This window comes from Salinispora sp. CH2A1_6, from assembly GCF_056820975.1.
The window spans coordinates 23,443-38,101 of the sequence record NZ_JBXEDG010000007.1 but is presented as its reverse complement, the minus strand read 5'-3'; the positions used below and the strand labels follow the sequence as shown (position 1 = coordinate 38,101).

Below are 14,659 nucleotides of genomic sequence, written 5' to 3'. Positions count from 1 at the left end.
GGCCGATGCGCGTGATCTTCGCCGGTACGCCGGCCGTCGCCGTCCCCACCCTCGCTGCGGTGGCCGCCTCCCGCCATGAACTGGTAGCGGTTCTCACCCGCCCGGATGCTCCGGCGGGCCGGGGCCGTGGCCTGTCCCGTTCCCCGGTCGGCGCCTGGGCCGACGAGCACGGCGTCGAAGTCCTCACCCCGGCCCGGCCCCGGGAGCCGGAGTTCCTCGACCGGCTGCGCACGCTGGCGCCGGACTGTGTGCCGGTCGTCGCCTACGGCGCGTTGGTCCCACCGGCCGCCCTGGAGATTCCGCGGCATGGCTGGGTCAACCTGCACTTCTCCCTGCTACCCGCCTGGCGCGGCGCGGCTCCCGTGCAGCACGCTCTGCTGCACGGCGACGAGCTGACCGGTGCCAGCGTCTTCCAGCTCGAGGAAGGCCTGGACACGGGCCCGGTGTACGGCACCGTCACCGACGAGGTTCGGCCCACCGATACCTCGGGCGACCTGCTGGAGCGGTTGGCGCACTCCGGTGCCGAGCTGCTGATCGCCATACTGGACGCGATCGAGGAGGGCGGCGCACGGGCACAGCCGCAACCGAACGACGGGGTGAGCCTGGCGCCGAAGCTCACCGTGGCGGATGCCCGGGTGCGCTGGGGCGACCCCGCCTTCGCCGTGGACCGGCGCGTCCGCGCCTGCTCCCCGGCCCCCGGCCCGTGGACGACCTTCCGCGACGAGCGGGTCAAGCTCGGCCCGGTCACTCTCGTCGCGGATGGCCCCGAGCTGAAGCCGGGCGAGCTGTTGGTGGAGAAGACCCGGGTGCTTGCCGGCACCGCCACCACCCCGGTTGCGCTCGGGGAGATCCGGGCGGCGGGCAAGAGGGCCATGCCGGCGAGTGACTGGGCGCGCGGCGTCCGGGTCAGCGCTGGGGAGGTCCTCGCATGACGAACCCGGTAGACGGCCAGGACGTGGACCGGCCCGGTGGTTTCCGGGGCGGTCGGCCCGCCGCCGGCCACGGTCGCTCCGGTGCCGGACCCGAGCGCGGCCCGGAACGGCGGGGCCGTGGCGGCCAGCGGCCGACGGCTGGCGGGCGCGGCCGTCCCACCGGCCGGAGCACTGTTGACCTACCGCGGCACGCCGCCTATCAAGCGGTCGCCGCGGTCAACCGGGACGACGCGTACGCCAACCTTGTGCTCCCGGCGATCCTGCGCGACGCGGGTCTGGTCGGCCGGGACGCCGCCTTCGCCACCGAGCTGACGTATGGGACGCTGCGTCGGCTCGGAACTCTCGATGCGATCCTCACCGAGGCCGCTGGGCGGGATGTGGCCCGCATCGACCCGCCGGTTCGGGACGCGTTGCGGCTCGGTGCCTATCAACTGCTGTACACCCGGGTACCCGCCCACGCCGCTGTCTCGGCAACTGTTGACCTGGTTCGATCGGTCGGGGCGGGGGCGACCGGGTTCGCCAACGCGGTGCTCCGGGAGGTCGCCAGCCGGGATGCCGACGCCTGGGTGGCCCGGCTCGCCCCACCGCTGGAGACCGACCCGATCGGGCACCTGGCGCTCGCGTACAGCCATCCGCAGTGGATTGTGCGCGCGTTCGCCGAGGCGCTCGGCGGTGATCTCGGTGAGACCACCCGGTTGCTCATCGAGGACAACGAGCGTCCGCCGGTGCACCTCTGCGCCCGACCGGGGCTGGCCGATCCGGTGGCCCTGGCCGACGAGGTTGGCGGTATCCCGGGTGCCTTCTCCCCGTACGCGGTCTACTCCGGTGGGGGTGCCCCCGGCGACCTGCCGGCGCTCATCGAGGGACGGGCCCACGTCCAGGACGAGGGCTCCCAACTGGTGGCCGACGCTCTCACGGCGGCGCCCCTGGACGGCCCGGACGGCCGCTGGCTCGACCTGTGCGCCGGGCCGGGCGGCAAGTCCGGCCTGCTCGGTGCCGTCGCGGCCCAGCGTGGCGCGCGCCTGACCGCGGTGGAGGTGTCCGAGCACCGGGCCCGTCTGGTCGGGCAGGCCACCCGTGACCTGCCGGTGACCGTGCTCAACACTGACGGTCGTAGCGTCGGGTCGACGCCGAAGCTCGCGGAGGGGCACTTCGATCGGGCCCTGGTGGACGCGCCCTGCACCGGCCTGGGCTCGCTGCGCCGGCGACCCGAGTCGCGCTGGCGTCGGCAGCCGTCGGACCTGCCGGCGTTGACCCGGTTGCAGCGGGAACTGCTCAGCGCGGGACTGCGGGCGGTCCGCCCGGGTGGGCTGGTGGCCTACGTGACCTGTTCGCCGCACGTTGTCGAGACGCACGTGACGGTTACCGAGGCGGCACGCCGCGCGGGGGTGCCGGTCGACTTCGTTGACGCCCGTCCGCTGTTGCCAACGGGGATGCCGGGGCTCGGCGACGGGCCGACGGTGCAGCTGTGGCCGCACCGGCACGGCACCGACGCCATGTTTCTGGCGGTGCTGCGCCGCGGCTGACCCTGGCGGTGCTTGCGCCGTGGTCGACCTGTTCCCCAGCCCGGTGCCGGTGCCGGAGGCGTTTCGTTGATCGACCCGGGGTGGTCAGCCCGCGCGGTGCGCGGCGTGGCCACCCCGGCTCGGCCGGCCCGGGCGGTCACTCGTCCCGGGCGCCGCCGACCCTATGCCGGCAGGCCCGCCTTGCCCGCACCCTGCACCGACCGCTTCAGGCTCCGGTCGTGGACCCAGAGAAAGCACTGCACCCCCCGGTTGCCGCTCAGCCACTGCTCCTCCAGCGGCTCGTAGTAGATGTAGCCGGCGCGGTACTTCACGTCGCTGCGGGGCACCCCGGCGTACTCGGCAATCAGCTCGAGGCAGCCCTTGCCGGTCCGGTCACTGTCGCGCTCGAAGTCGGCGTAGTCGACATCCGGTGCGGCCCAGACACCGACGAACTCGCTGTGGTGTTTCTCCGTACACGCCACCGGTGTCATCTCCGCCACCTGGTCATCCTCGATCACCGGCTCGAAGCAGGTGTGCCGAAGTGGGGAGTCGCCCTCCTTGAGCGCTCCGGCCAGGCTGGCGGTGCGGGACACCGCGCTCGGATCGTCCAGGCTCTGCTGCTCGCTCACGTCGCAGCGGAACCAGCGGGAGCCTCCCTCCCATCCGGCCGGCGACGGCAAGACGATGGACAGACCGATTCGTCCGCTGCGCCAGTCGCCGCCCAGCGCCTGGTTCACCTTCTGCGCGCAGGTGGCGTAGGCGGTCTGCATCCCGGCCGAGCCGGCTTCCGGTGGCGTGGAGTCCGTCGCCTCGTCCCCGGTCACCGTGCCGACGTGCATGGTCTCCACCAGGTGCGGCTGGTCGCAGGGAGTCGGCGCGTACGCGCTGCGGTGACCGATCTCGGTCACGGTGGGGTGGCAGATGCCCGCTTCGGGCGTGAAACCCGTCGGGGCGGCGATGGGGGCCCAGTCGTCAACCAGATCGCCGTCGGTCCCCGGTGGCGGTGCGGTAGCGCATCCGGCGAGCGTCAGGGCCACCAGCGTGGCGCACAGCGTGACTCGTTTCATCCGGCGACCCTCTCCGGGTGTGGTCGGTAGGTATGGCGTCGAACACGCCACGGTGCGGCAGCTTACGGCACGTGGCAAGCCGTTCCGGGTGGGCCATCGACGTCGGGGCTGCCGCCGGCGCGGTCCAGCGTTCCCCACTCGCGGCCCGCTGCCGCCGACCGGTTCGACCGTGACCGCTGTGGAGCGATGGCGCTGTACGGCGCCTGGTCCGTTGTGGCCAGTTCCCTGCGGGGGAGCCGCGGGGGTGCGCCCGCGGGCGCACCGGTCGTGCCGCGCCGGTGGCGTTGGGGGGTTGCGTTCGTACACTGGCCTCGTGACCGTACCGCTGCCAATCGTCGCACCGAGCATTCTGGCCGCCGACTTCGCCCGCCTCGCGGACGAGGTCCGCGCCATCGAAGACACCGCCGACTGGGTGCACGTGGATGTCATGGACAACCACTTCGTGCCGAATCTGACGATCGGGCTGCCGGTCGTGCAGAGCCTGCGGGCCGCCACCCCGCTCCCGTTTGACGTGCACCTCATGATTGAGGATCCGCGGCGGTGGGCGCCCGGCTACGCTGACGCCGGGGCGTACAACGTGACGTTCCATGCCGAGGCTTGTGACGACCCGGTCGCGTTGGCCAAGGACCTCCGTTCGGCCGGTGCGAAGGCGGGGCTGGCGATCGACCGGGACACTCCGATCGAACCGTACCTGGACCTGCTGCCCAGCTTCGACACCCTGTTGATCATGACGATCAAGGCGGGGTTCGGTGGGCAGCGGTTCATTCCGAACCTGTTGGACAAGGTGCGCACGGCCCGTCACCACGTCAACGCCGGTCACCTGGAGCTGCGCATCGAGGTCGACGGTGGGATCGCCGTGGACACCATCGCCGATGCCGCCGAGGCGGGCGCGGACGCCTTCGTCGCCGGCACCGCGGTCTTTGGTGCCGACGACCCGGCCGAGGCCGTACGCCGGCTGCGGTCTCTGGCCGAGTGCGCGGCGCCCCGGGCCTGACGTGGAGCCCGACGGGGATCGCCAGGACGTCATTCTGGTCGTTGACGACGACGAGGACATTGCCCGGTTCGTCGAGTTCAACCTGCGGTTGCACGGTTACGAGGTGATCCATGCCGGGGACGGCCAGGCGGCGCTCGAGGTGATTGCGCGGGATCGCCCGGATCTGGCCGTGGTCGATCTGATGATGCCCCGGATGGACGGGTTGGAGCTGACCCGACGGCTCCGGGCTGACCCGATGACCGCCGCCCTGCCGGTGATCATGTTGACTGCCAAGGGAATGACCGTGGACAAGGTGCATGGCCTCAGCGCCGGCGCCGACGACTACCTGGTCAAGCCCTTCGACACCGCGGAGTTGGTGGCCCGGGTCAGCTCCACGCTGCGTCGGAACAAGGAGTTTCGCGAGGTCTCGCCGCTGACCGGACTACCCGGCAACAGCCGGATTCGCCGGGAGATCACCGACCGGATTCGGGTCGGATCCGACTATGCGGTCGGTTACATCGACATTGACCGTTTCAAGAGTGTCAACGACGTCTACGGGTTTGTTCGCGGCGACGACTTCATCAGCGCGTTGGCCCGCAGCCTGCACCAGGCGGTCGTCGCGGTGGGGGTCCCATCGGCCTTCCTGGGTCATGTCGGCGGCGACGACTTCATCTTCGTCAGCACGCCGGAACAGGTCCGGCAGCTGACCTCACAGGTCTCCGCGGACTTCGAGCAGGCGGCCGACGCGCTCTACGACCCGCCCGACGCCGCCCGCGGCTACGTGGAGCTCAAGGACCGGCGGGGCAATCTACGCCGTGCCGCGCTGGTCACCCTCTCGATCGGCGTCGCGGTCTCGGATGCCGACAAGCGGCTCACGAACCCGCTGGCGGCGATGACGATCGCCTCCGAGATGAAGTCGGTGGCCAAGAGTCAGCCGGGGTCGTACGTGGCGATGGACCGGCGTCGCGGTGTGTCGGATTCGAGTCATCGTTCTGTGAAGTAGCGCGCTGAGGGTAGCCGTTGACCCCCCAGAGCGTGTAAGACTTCGGGTAGTACCCACCACGCGCTGGCGGGACTCGGTGTAATTCCGAACCGGCGGTGATCCACGGCCTGACCGTGGTAAGCCCGCGACCCGGGAGCGGTTCGTCCGCCCGGTGGACCTGGTGCAAATCCGGGGCCGACGGTTGGGTGCGGGCATTGCCCGCGTCCAGACAGTCCGGATGGGAGACAGCGCGCGGGACGGATGGGCCCTACCCGGCCGCCGGTGTCGGCGTGTCGTACGGTCCTCCCGGGGCGGCTGTGCCGTTCCCGGATCTCCGCCACCGCACGCCCGCGGCCCGATGCCGCCGCTCCTATCGCCGCCCGCGCACCGATCGGCGGGCGGGCGGGAGGGCAGGGCATGGCCGGCGTCTCCGTAGATGAGGCGATGCGTCGCGCAGTCGAGCTCGCCGCGCGCGGCCTCGGCACCACCAGCCCCAACCCGGTCGTCGGCTGCGTGCTGCTCGACCCGGGCGGCCAGGTCGTCGGTGAGGGCTTCCACGCGTACGCCGGCGGGCCGCACGCCGAGATCGTCGCGCTCGCCAACGCGGGGGAGCGGGCGCGGGGCGGCACCGCGGTGGTCACGCTGGAACCCTGCGATCACACCGGCCGTACGGGCCCGTGCAGCACCGCTCTGGTGCAGGCCGGCGTCGCCCGGGTGGTGATCGCCGTACCCGACCCGAACCAGGCCGCGTCCGGTGGCGCCGCCACGCTGCGCGCCGCCGGGGTCCGGGTCGACCTGGGCGTACGCGCCGTTGAGGCGGAGGCGGGCAACATCGCCTGGCTGACCTCAACGCGTCGGGGCTGGCCGTACCTCGTCTGGAAGTACGCGGCGACGCTGGACGGGCGGTCCGCCGCGGCCGACGGCACCAGCATGTGGATCACTTCCGAGGCGGCACGGATGGACGTGCACGCGCTGCGCGCAACGGTGGACGCCGTCCTCGCCGGGGTGGGCACCGTGCTCGCCGACGACCCGCGCCTGACCGTTCGGAACCTGCGCGACGGCAGCCTCGCCATCCGGCAGCCGCTGCGGGTGGTGGTGGACTCTGCGGGCCGGACCCCGGCCGGAGCACGGGTCCGCGACGACGCCGCGCCCACCTGGATCGCCACCGCCGAGGAGGTTGGCACCGATTCGGCGGGCCGGGTCGATCTGCCGGCGCTGCTCGGCGCGCTGCACCAGCGCGGGGTGCGCGCCGCGCTGCTGGAGGGTGGGCCGCGGCTGGCCGGTGCCTTCCTCGCCGCCGGGATGGTCGACAAGATCGTCGGCTACGTCGCGCCCCGGCTGCTCGGCGCCGGCCCCGCCGCGTTGGCAGCCGCGGGAGTGACCACGATCACCGATGCCATCGACTGCGAGGTCGTCGACGTTACCCAGGTCGGACCCGACCTGCGGATCACCGCTCTGCCCCGGAAGAGGGAGGGTTGACATGTTCACCGGCATCGTCGAGGAACTCGGTGAGGTCATCCACATCGCGGAGACCGCGGAGGACTCCGCGGTGGTCACCATCAACGGCCCACTGGTCGTCTCCGACGCCCGGCCCGGTGACTCCATCGCGGTCAACGGAGTCTGCCTGACCGTGGTGGAACTCGCCGGTGGTGCCTTCACCGCCGACGTGATGGGCGAGACGTTGCGCCGCTCCGCGCTTGGCGTGCTGCGCGTCGGTGACCGGGTGAACCTGGAGCGGGCCGCCACCCTCGGCAGCCGCCTCGGTGGCCACCTGGTTCAGGGGCACGTCAACGGCGTTGGCGAGCTGCTGGCCCGGGAACCGGCCGCGCGGTGGGAGACGGTCCGCTTCCGCCTGCCCACTGCCCTGGCTCGGTATGTGGTGACGAAGGGGTCGATCACTGTTGACGGGGTTTCCCTGACCGTGGCGAGCGTCGGGCCCGACTGGTTCGAGGTGGGCCTGATCCCCACCACCCTGCGGCTGACGACACTGGGCGCCCGGAGCGTCGGTGACATGGTCAACCTCGAGGTTGATGTCCTGGCCAAATACGTCGAGCGGCTGCTCGGTGGGGGTCAGCTGGCCGGGCCGGACGACCGGCCCGCCGCTGATCACCTGCCCGCCGCTGTCGGCCGGCCCGGTGCCGCGCCGGTGGGTGGGCCGGCGTGATGGGGCCGATCGGCTGGCTGCTCGAGGCACAGGTGAGCCTCGCCGGCTCACCGGTGCTGGTCCGCGAGATTGTCGGCAACGTCTTCGGCCTGGCCGCGGCGATGTTCGGCCTGCGCCGGGTGGTGTGGGCCTGGCCGGTCGGCATGATCGGTAACGCGCTGCTGTTCACCGTCTTCCTCGGCGGAGCGTTCGCCACCCCGCAGGCACACGACCTCTACGGCCAGGCGGGCCGGCAGGTCTTCTTCTTCGGGCTCGGCCTCTATGGCTGGTGGCGTTGGTCGCGGAACCGTCGCCGGGGCGGCGACGGCACTGCCGCCGCGGTGGAGCCCCGCTGGGCTACCGGGCGGGAGCGGCTCGGGATGCTGGCGGCCGCCGTCGTCGGCACCGCCGTCAGCTACCCGGTCCTCGCCGCCCTGGGCTCGTGGGGACCGCTGCCGGATGCCTGGATCCTGACCGGCAGCCTGCTCGCCACGTACGGCATGGCCCGCGGGTATGTGGACTTCTGGCTGATCTGGATCGCCGTTGACGTGGTCGGGTTGCCACTGTTGCTGCGCGGCGGGTTCTACCCTTCTGCGGCCATGTACCTCGTCTACGGCGCCTTCTGCGCCTGGGGTCTCGTCGCCTGGTGGCGGACGTCGCGTGCTGCTCGTACCGACCTCGCGCCGATCCCACCGAGCTATGCGGAGGCTGCGGCATGACCACATTCGCCAGGATTGAACGAGCGGTGGCGGAGATCGCCGCCGGCCGGCCCGTCGTCGTGGTCGACGACGCCAACCGGGAGAACGAGGGCGACCTGATCTTCGCGGCCGAGCTGGCCACGCCCGCGCTGGTCGCCTTCATGGTCCGCTACACCTCCGGCTACATCTGCACGGCCTTGACCGAGGGCGAGTGCGACCGGCTGGACCTGCCGCCGATGCACCACACCAACCAGGACCGGCGCGGCACCGCCTACACGGTGACCGTGGACGCCCGGGAGGGCGTGAGCACCGGCATCTCCGCCGCCGATCGGGCGCACACGATCCGGCTGCTCGCCGACCCCGGCACCGGGCCGGAGGATCTGGCCCGGCCCGGTCACGTGGTCCCGCTGCGGGCCCGCGAGGGGGGTGTGTTGCGCCGGCCCGGTCACACCGAGGCCGCGATCGACCTCACCCGGCTGGCCGGGCTACGCCCCGCGGGCGTCCTCTGCGAGCTGGTCAACGACGACGGCAGCATGATGCGGGGACCGGACCTGGAGCGGTTCTGCGCCGAGCACTCGCTGCTTCTGGTCACCATCGCGGACCTGATCGCCTATCGCCGGCGGACGGAGAAGCAGGTCGAGTTGGTCGCCGAGGCGCGGCTCCCCACCCGGCACGGGGTCTTCCGGGCGTTGGGGTACAGCGGCGACTACGACTCAGCTGAGCACGTCGCGTTGGTGCTGGGTGATCTCGGTGATGGTCGAGATGTGCTCGTGCGGGTGCACTCCGAGTGCCTCACCGGTGACGTCTTCGGCTCGCTGCGCTGCGACTGCGGCCCGCAGCTGGACGCCGCCCTGGAGCGGGTCGCCCAGGAAGGACGCGGAGTCGTGCTCTACCTGCGCGGTCATGAGGGGCGCGGGATCGGGCTGTTGCACAAGCTCCAGGCGTATCAGTTGCAGGACCTGGGCCGGGACACCGTGGACGCGAACCTGGAGCTTGGCCTGCCGGCGGACGCGCGGGACTACGGCACCGGCGCGCAGATCCTCTACGACCTGGGGGTGCGGTCGATGCGGCTGTTGACCAACAACCCCGCCAAGCGGGCCGGCCTGGAGGGGTATGGCCTGACCGTCACCGGCCGCCTGGACCTGCCGGTTCGACCGCACCCCGAGAACGTGGACTATCTGCGGACCAAGCGGGACCGGATGGGACATCTGCTGAAGTTCGACGAGGTGGTCGACGCGCCCACGGGCCGCACCGTCGTCGGTGATGGGATTGGAGCATAGGTATGGCGGGCTTCGGGGAACCGGGCACTGATGCTGTTGCTGCCGCGGGTCTGACCGTCGGGGTGGTCGCTGCCCGCTGGCACGGCGAGCTCACCGACCACATGCTCGACCGGGCCGTCGCCGCCGCCGAAGCGTGTGGGGCCGGTGCCACGGTGGCCCGGGTGGCCGGCTCGGTCGAGCTACCCGTGGTGGCGCAGGCGCTCGCCCGGCGCTGTGACGCGGTGGTGGCGCTCGGGGTGGTGGTCCGGGGGGCCACCGCTCACTTCGACTACGTCTGTCGGTCGGTCACCGACGGGCTTACCCGGATCGCCCTGGATGAGGGGAAGCCGGTGGGGCATGGGGTGCTGACCGTGGAGACGATCGAGCAGGCCCGGGACCGGGCCGGGCTGCCCGGCTCGGCGGAGGACAAGGGCTGGGCGGCGACCGTCGCGGTCCTCGACGCGGCGCTCGCGGTTCGGGACCTGGCTGGCGCCACCTCACGGGTGGGCTTCGGCGGCTGAGGTTTGGGGTCGGCATCGTGGGACACTCCGGACCCGGTGGAGCCGCGCTGGTCGGTCGGTTGCAAGAATCGACGCTGTGAAGACGTTCGAGGAGTTGTTTGTCGAGCTGCAGGCCAAGGCCGCTGCCGGCACCCCGGGCTCGGGCACCGTCGCGGCTCTGGACAAGGGGGTGCACTTCGTCGGCAAGAAGGTCGTCGAGGAGGCGGCCGAGTCCTGGATGGCAGCCGAGCACGAGGGGCCCGAGCGGACCGCCGAGGAGATCTCCCAGCTGCTTTACCAGGTGCAGGTGTTGATGCTCGCAACTGGCCTCGACCTTGAGGACGTCTACCGACATCTGTGAGTGTCCCGTGCCGACCGACCCTCCCGTTTTCGACAAGGAGCATTCCAGCATGCTGCGAGTCGCGGTACCCAACAAGGGGACCTTGGCCGAGAAGGCCGCTCAGATGCTGCGCGAGGCGGGCTACCGCCAGCGAACCGACCCGAAGGACCTGGTCTGCCGGGACGATTCGAACGACATTGAGTTCTTCTATCTGCGTCCGAAGGACATCGCTACCTACGTCGGCTCCGGAGACCTGGATGTCGGCATCACCGGCCGGGACCTGCTGGTCGACTCCGGTGCGCCCGCCACCGAGGTGGTCGACCTGGCCTTCGGCCAGGCCACCTTCCGATTCGCCGCGCGGCCCGAGGACATCGCTTCGGCGCAGGACCTGGACGGGCGTCGGGTCGCTACCGCCTACCCCGGCTTGGTGGAGCGGCACCTCGCCGAGCTGGGCGTCAAGGCCGACGTGATCCGCCTGGACGGCGCGGTGGAGAACGCCATCCGGCTGGGCCTCGCCGACGTGGTCGCCGATGTGGTGGAGACCGGTGCCACGCTGCGTCAGGCCGGCCTGGTGGTCTTCGGTGAGCCGCTGCTGCGCTCGTCCGCCGTCTTGGTCTGCCGCTCTGCCGCGCCGCCCCACCCGCAGTGCGAGCTGCTGCTCCGTCGTCTGCACAGCGTGCTTGTCGCCCGGCGTTACGTGATGCTGACGTACGACGTCCCGGCCGACCTGTTGGCACGGGCCAGTTCGTTGACTCCGGGCATCGAGTCGCCAACCGTCTCCCGGCTGCACCGGGAGGGCTGGGTCGCGGTGCAGGCGATGGTGCTCCGCGACGATGTGCACCGGATCATGGATGAGTTGTACCAGGTCGGCGCCCGCGCGATTCTGGTCACGAGCATTCAGGCCTGCCGCCTCTGACCCGGGCCGGGGCGTGAGCCGGGACTACTTTCCCCGGCCGGACCGGTCATCACCCCGCGTCGGACCGGTCGCCCCGGCCGAGCTTCGCCGCGCCCGGCTGTGTGCCGGGCGCGGGTCGCCCGGGCGTGGGTGGCAGACTGGTGCAGTGAGCGAAACCGAAGCGTTCCGTATCCGGCCCCGGCGGGTCCGGCTGGTCTGCTGGGCCTCGGCGATTGCCATGGTGCTGCTGTTCACGGTGCTGGCGACGTCGCTGCACGGGGCGACCGGCAGCGGCTATGGCTCGTTTCAGCGAGGCGACCAACTCGGCATGGTCGGCCTTGGCGTGCTCGGCGCACTTGCCTTCCTGCTCTTCACCCGGCCGCGGGTGGAGGCCGACGCGCAGCGGGTCCGGGTGCAGAACGTGATCGGTTCGTACGAACTGCCCTGGGAGCTTGTCCGTGGCGTCCGGTTCGACCGCGGGGCGCCCTGGGCGAGCCTTGAGCTGCACGATGACGACCTGGTGCCGATGCTTGCCCTCCAGGCCGCCGACAAGGAGCTGGCCGTGGACGCGGTCCGCAAGCTGCGTCGGCTGCATCAGGCCCGGCTGGCTGAGGGTGCCGCCGGCTCCTGACCGCCCCTGACCCGTCAGATCAGGCACGGGGCTGATGCCCGGTTTGGGGCGGACCGGCGCGGGGTGTAGGCTATCTGGGACGACCAGGCCAGCTGCGGCTTTGCGGGTGGCCTTGAAAGCGGAGCGCCTGCTCCCACCTGATTCGCCGCGCGGCGGACGGGTCCGGTCCCCGATTCTGAGCATGCCTCGGTGTCGGATGCGCGACTATATAGTCGTGCCGACCGGTCGAGCGGGCCCTGGCAGCTGCCGGGGCCTTCTGCTTTCCGGGTCGGTTCCTACCCGGGAGCCGCAGGGTCGGCAACGCAGAAGACTCGACTCGAGGAGGCCCCATCAGCGTCGAACCACGCGTGAACGAGCAGATCCGGGCACGTGAGGTCCGACTGGTCGGTCCCGAGGGTGAGCAGGTGGGCATCGTCCCGCTGGAGCGCGCCCTTCAGCTGGCCGCGGACGTCGACCTGGACCTGGTCGAGGTTGCGCCAATGGCGCGCCCGCCGGTGTGCAAGCTCATGGACTTCGGCAAGTTCAAGTATGAGAGCGCACTGAAGGCGCGCGAAGCGCGGCGTAATCAGCAGCAGACCGTCATCAAGGAAATGAAGCTTCGGCCGAAGATCGATCCGCATGACTACGAGACCAAGAAGGGTCACGTGGTGCGGTTCCTCAAGGCCGGGGACAAGGTCAAGGTGACGATCATGTTCCGGGGTCGCGAGCAGAGCCGCCCGGAGCTGGGCTACCGGCTCCTGCGTCGGCTCGAGTCCGAGATCTCGGAGCTGGGCTACGTCGAGGCCGCGCCGAAGCAGGACGGTCGAAACATGATCATGGTGCTCGCACCGCACCGCGCCACCAAGGCTGCCGCCACAGCGGCCCGCGGCGGCGCGCTTGCGCGGGGCGAGCGGGAGTCCGGTGCCGCCGCGGCAGCACCGCCGGCCGAGACGGCCGGACCCGCCGGAACTGCCGGCGAGTAGCAGGGGAGAAGACGTTCCACATGCCGAAGATGAAAAGCCACACCGGGATGGGCAAGCGCGTCCGGGTGACCGGCAAGGGCAAGATCGTGAAGCAGCAGGCCGGCCTGCGCCACAACCTGGAGAAGAAGTCCTCCACCCGTACCCGCCGGCTGACCGGGTTGGTCGAGGTGGCCAAGCCGGATGTCAAGCGCATCAAGAAGCTGCTCGGCCGCTGACGCGCGCCACCCTGAACCAACGAAGGAGCTGAGATGGCACGCGTCAAGCGGGCTGTGAACGCCCAGAAGAAGCGCCGTACCCTGCTGGCGACCGCGAGTGGCTATCGCGGTCAGCGCTCCCGGCTGTACCGCAAGGCCAAGGAGCAGGTGCTGCACTCGATGCAGTACTCCTACCGGGACCGTCGCGACCGTAAGGGCGACTTCCGGCAGCTGTGGATCCAGCGGATCAACGCAGGAGCCCGCGCCAACGGGCTCACCTACAACCGTCTGATCCAGGGCCTCAAGCTGGCCGGCATCGAGGTCGACCGGAAGATCCTGGCCGACCTGGCCGTCAACGACGCCGCCGCCTTCGCGGCGATCGTCGAGAAGGCCCGTGCGGCCGTCGCGGAGCAGGGCACCGGCGGCGCCGGCGCCCAGGCCGCCTGATCCACCCACGGCAGCGCGAGGCGTCTCCCATGCAGTCACGACCGCACGGGAGGCGCCTCGACGCCGTCTCCGGACCACTCACCCCCCGCACCCCCCGGATCGTGGCGGCCCGTCGGCTGCACCGCCGCCGGGACCGCGAGGCCACCGGTCGGTTCCTGGCCGAGGGTCCACAGGCGGTCCGCGAGGCCCTGGCTCGCCCCGGCACGGTCCTGGAACTCTTCGGTACGCCGGCCGCCCTGGACCGGTACCGGGAGCTGGCCGCCCAGGCCGCCGCCGCGGACCTCCCCGTCTCGGAGGTAACCGATGCGGCGCTCGCCGGGCTCGCCGAGACGGTCGCTCCCCAGGGCCTGATCGCCGTCTGCCACCATCTCGACCTATCGCTGGCCACCGCTCTCGCGCGAGCGCCGCGGTTGGTCACCGTCCTCGCCGACATCCGCGATCCGGGTAACGCCGGCACGGTGCTGCGTACCGCCGACGCGGCCGGAGCCCAGATGGTGGTCTTCGCCGGTACGGCGGTCGACCCCTACAACGGCAAGGTGGTGCGGGCGTCGGCGGGCAGCCTGTTCCACGTGGACGTGGTGCGGGCGCCCGATCCGCTGCAGGTGCTCGCCGACCTGCGGGCCGCCGGGCTCGCCGTGTTGGCCACCACCGGATACGGCGCGGACGACCTGGACGACCTGGTTGATGCCGGCCGGTTGGCCGCCCCCACCGCCTGGGTCTTCGGCTCCGAGGCGCACGGCTTGCCCACCGAGCTGACGGCGGCTGCCGAGGCCCGGGTCCGGGTCCCACTGCACGGGCGGGCGGAGAGCCTCAACCTGGCTGCCGCGGCGGCGGTGTGCCTGTACGCTTCAGCGAGAGCGCAGCGCCGGCCGTCGTCCCCGCGCCCGGTCGAGGCCACCACCGCGGTGGAGACCACACCCACGGTCGAGGAAGTAGCAGCGGTCGAGGAAGCAGCCGCTGTTGAGGCCGGCACCGCGAGCGAGACAGCAAAGGAGAGCGGCCGCCCGTGAACGCGCAACGGCGTTCGTTTAGCCAGCCCGCCGGTGCCGGCGGGCGGCGGGTCTGACCCGCTCTCCGCACGACTCCCACCGGCGGGCTGCGGCACAGCCGCGCGTCCGTAGACTCGCTTCG

General features: G+C 71.5%; 17 protein-coding genes and 1 riboswitch. Of the genes, 16 read left to right on the top strand and 1 reads right to left on the bottom strand.

The features are described 5' to 3' along the window. Nucleotides 1–5 precede the first annotated feature (5 nt). Together fmt and AC1UKG_RS12095 are read left to right on the top strand one after the other, a co-directional pair. Nucleotides 6–932: a methionyl-tRNA formyltransferase gene (fmt, locus tag AC1UKG_RS12100; RefSeq protein WP_018744016.1), complete on the top strand. Its 927-nt coding sequence runs from the start codon at nucleotides 6–8 to the stop codon at nucleotides 930–932. After that, nucleotides 929–2,458, top strand: a complete 1,530-nt coding sequence (locus tag AC1UKG_RS12095) for an RsmB/NOP family class I SAM-dependent RNA methyltransferase (protein WP_482642911.1) — start codon at nucleotides 929–931, stop codon at nucleotides 2,456–2,458. Before fmt ends, AC1UKG_RS12095 begins: the two co-directional genes overlap by 4 nt. Nucleotides 2,459–2,619: 161 nt before the next feature. Here the strand turns inward: AC1UKG_RS12095 and AC1UKG_RS12090 are convergent, their stop codons facing one another. After that, nucleotides 2,620–3,504 carry a septum formation family protein gene (locus AC1UKG_RS12090; protein WP_018744018.1) on the bottom strand — a complete coding sequence of 295 codons (885 nt, stop codon included), beginning with the start codon at nucleotides 3,502–3,504 and terminating at the stop codon, nucleotides 2,620–2,622. 313 nt (nucleotides 3,505–3,817) lie between these two features. On the opposite strand from AC1UKG_RS12090, the gene rpe reads away from it, so the two are divergent. The 14 genes from rpe (at nucleotide 3,818) to AC1UKG_RS12020 (ending at nucleotide 14,538) form a co-directional block, all read left to right on the top strand. Continuing rightward, nucleotides 3,818–4,498 (top strand): ribulose-phosphate 3-epimerase, encoded by a 681-nt coding sequence (rpe, locus tag AC1UKG_RS12085; RefSeq protein WP_018729984.1) that lies wholly within the window; start codon nucleotides 3,818–3,820, stop codon nucleotides 4,496–4,498. A gap of 1 nt (nucleotide 4,499) precedes the next feature. Further along, a complete protein-coding gene (locus AC1UKG_RS12080) occupies nucleotides 4,500–5,480 on the top strand; it encodes a response regulator (protein WP_026271348.1) in 981 nt (326 codons plus the stop codon). Nucleotides 5,481–5,538: 58 nt separating this feature from the next. After that, nucleotides 5,539–5,713: riboswitch (FMN riboswitch) on the top strand. 163 nt (nucleotides 5,714–5,876) lie between these two features. After that, a complete protein-coding gene (gene ribD, locus AC1UKG_RS12075; protein ID WP_018744020.1) occupies nucleotides 5,877–6,938 on the top strand; it encodes a bifunctional diaminohydroxyphosphoribosylaminopyrimidine deaminase/5-amino-6-(5-phosphoribosylamino)uracil reductase RibD in 1,062 nt (353 codons plus the stop codon). A gap of 1 nt (nucleotide 6,939) precedes the next feature. Next, a complete protein-coding gene (locus tag AC1UKG_RS12070; protein WP_018744021.1) occupies nucleotides 6,940–7,623 on the top strand; it encodes a riboflavin synthase in 684 nt (227 codons plus the stop codon). Then, nucleotides 7,623–8,321 (top strand): nicotinamide riboside transporter PnuC, encoded by a 699-nt coding sequence (pnuC, locus tag AC1UKG_RS12065; protein ID WP_018744022.1) that lies wholly within the window; start codon nucleotides 7,623–7,625, stop codon nucleotides 8,319–8,321. The genes AC1UKG_RS12070 and pnuC overlap by 1 nt, the downstream gene beginning before the upstream one ends. After that, entirely contained in the window at nucleotides 8,318–9,580 is a 1,263-nt protein-coding gene (locus tag AC1UKG_RS12060; RefSeq protein WP_482642910.1) for a bifunctional 3,4-dihydroxy-2-butanone-4-phosphate synthase/GTP cyclohydrolase II, read from the top strand. The genes pnuC and AC1UKG_RS12060 overlap by 4 nt, the downstream gene beginning before the upstream one ends. A 2-nt stretch (nucleotides 9,581–9,582) precedes the next feature. Continuing rightward, nucleotides 9,583–10,080: a 6,7-dimethyl-8-ribityllumazine synthase gene (ribH, locus tag AC1UKG_RS12055; RefSeq protein WP_018744024.1), complete on the top strand. Its 498-nt coding sequence runs from the start codon at nucleotides 9,583–9,585 to the stop codon at nucleotides 10,078–10,080. 76 nt (nucleotides 10,081–10,156) lie between these two features. Beyond that, a complete protein-coding gene (locus AC1UKG_RS12050) occupies nucleotides 10,157–10,420 on the top strand; it encodes a phosphoribosyl-ATP diphosphatase (protein ID WP_018744025.1) in 264 nt (87 codons plus the stop codon). Nucleotides 10,421–10,469: 49 nt separating this feature from the next. Beyond that, nucleotides 10,470–11,315, top strand: a complete 846-nt coding sequence (hisG, locus tag AC1UKG_RS12045; protein WP_018814034.1) for an ATP phosphoribosyltransferase — start codon at nucleotides 10,470–10,472, stop codon at nucleotides 11,313–11,315. Between the two features lie 145 nt (nucleotides 11,316–11,460). Continuing rightward, nucleotides 11,461–11,925: a PH domain-containing protein gene (locus tag AC1UKG_RS12040; RefSeq protein WP_018744027.1), complete on the top strand. Its 465-nt coding sequence runs from the start codon at nucleotides 11,461–11,463 to the stop codon at nucleotides 11,923–11,925. A 347-nt stretch (nucleotides 11,926–12,272) separates the two neighbouring features. After that, the gene (gene infC, locus AC1UKG_RS12035) at nucleotides 12,273–12,887 is read left to right on the top strand and encodes a translation initiation factor IF-3 (protein ID WP_018744028.1); all 615 of its coding nucleotides are present in this window, start codon (nucleotides 12,273–12,275) and stop codon (nucleotides 12,885–12,887) included. A 20-nt stretch (nucleotides 12,888–12,907) separates the two neighbouring features. Further along, the gene (gene rpmI / locus AC1UKG_RS12030; protein WP_011905775.1) at nucleotides 12,908–13,102 is read left to right on the top strand and encodes a 50S ribosomal protein L35; all 195 of its coding nucleotides are present in this window, start codon (nucleotides 12,908–12,910) and stop codon (nucleotides 13,100–13,102) included. Between the two features lie 33 nt (nucleotides 13,103–13,135). After that, a complete protein-coding gene (gene rplT / locus AC1UKG_RS12025; protein WP_018215009.1) occupies nucleotides 13,136–13,528 on the top strand; it encodes a 50S ribosomal protein L20 in 393 nt (130 codons plus the stop codon). A gap of 29 nt (nucleotides 13,529–13,557) precedes the next feature. Continuing rightward, nucleotides 13,558–14,538, top strand: a complete 981-nt coding sequence (locus AC1UKG_RS12020) for a TrmH family RNA methyltransferase (RefSeq protein ID WP_018744030.1) — start codon at nucleotides 13,558–13,560, stop codon at nucleotides 14,536–14,538. Nucleotides 14,539–14,659 lie beyond the last annotated feature (121 nt).

Excerpts from the sequence above, each read along its gene's own strand:
- fmt (WP_018744016.1), top strand. The coding sequence starts at position 6 with ATGCGCGTGATCTTCGCCGGTACGCCGGCCGTCGCCGTCCCCACCCTC.
- AC1UKG_RS12095 (WP_482642911.1), top strand. The coding sequence starts at position 929 with ATGACGAACCCGGTAGACGGCCAGGACGTGGACCGGCCCGGTGGTTTC.
- AC1UKG_RS12090 (WP_018744018.1), bottom strand. The coding sequence starts at position 3,504 with ATGAAACGAGTCACGCTGTGCGCCACGCTGGTGGCCCTGACGCTCGCC.
- ribD (WP_018744020.1), top strand. The coding sequence starts at position 5,877 with ATGGCCGGCGTCTCCGTAGATGAGGCGATGCGTCGCGCAGTCGAGCTC.
- AC1UKG_RS12070 (WP_018744021.1), top strand. The coding sequence starts at position 6,940 with ATGTTCACCGGCATCGTCGAGGAACTCGGTGAGGTCATCCACATCGCG.
- pnuC (WP_018744022.1), top strand. The coding sequence starts at position 7,623 with ATGGGGCCGATCGGCTGGCTGCTCGAGGCACAGGTGAGCCTCGCCGGC.
- AC1UKG_RS12060 (WP_482642910.1), top strand. The coding sequence starts at position 8,318 with ATGACCACATTCGCCAGGATTGAACGAGCGGTGGCGGAGATCGCCGCC.
- ribH (WP_018744024.1), top strand. The coding sequence starts at position 9,583 with ATGGCGGGCTTCGGGGAACCGGGCACTGATGCTGTTGCTGCCGCGGGT.
- hisG (WP_018814034.1), top strand. The coding sequence starts at position 10,470 with ATGCTGCGAGTCGCGGTACCCAACAAGGGGACCTTGGCCGAGAAGGCC.
- rpmI (WP_011905775.1), top strand. The coding sequence starts at position 12,908 with ATGCCGAAGATGAAAAGCCACACCGGGATGGGCAAGCGCGTCCGGGTG.
- rplT (WP_018215009.1), top strand. The coding sequence starts at position 13,136 with ATGGCACGCGTCAAGCGGGCTGTGAACGCCCAGAAGAAGCGCCGTACC.
- AC1UKG_RS12020 (WP_018744030.1), top strand. The coding sequence starts at position 13,558 with ATGCAGTCACGACCGCACGGGAGGCGCCTCGACGCCGTCTCCGGACCA.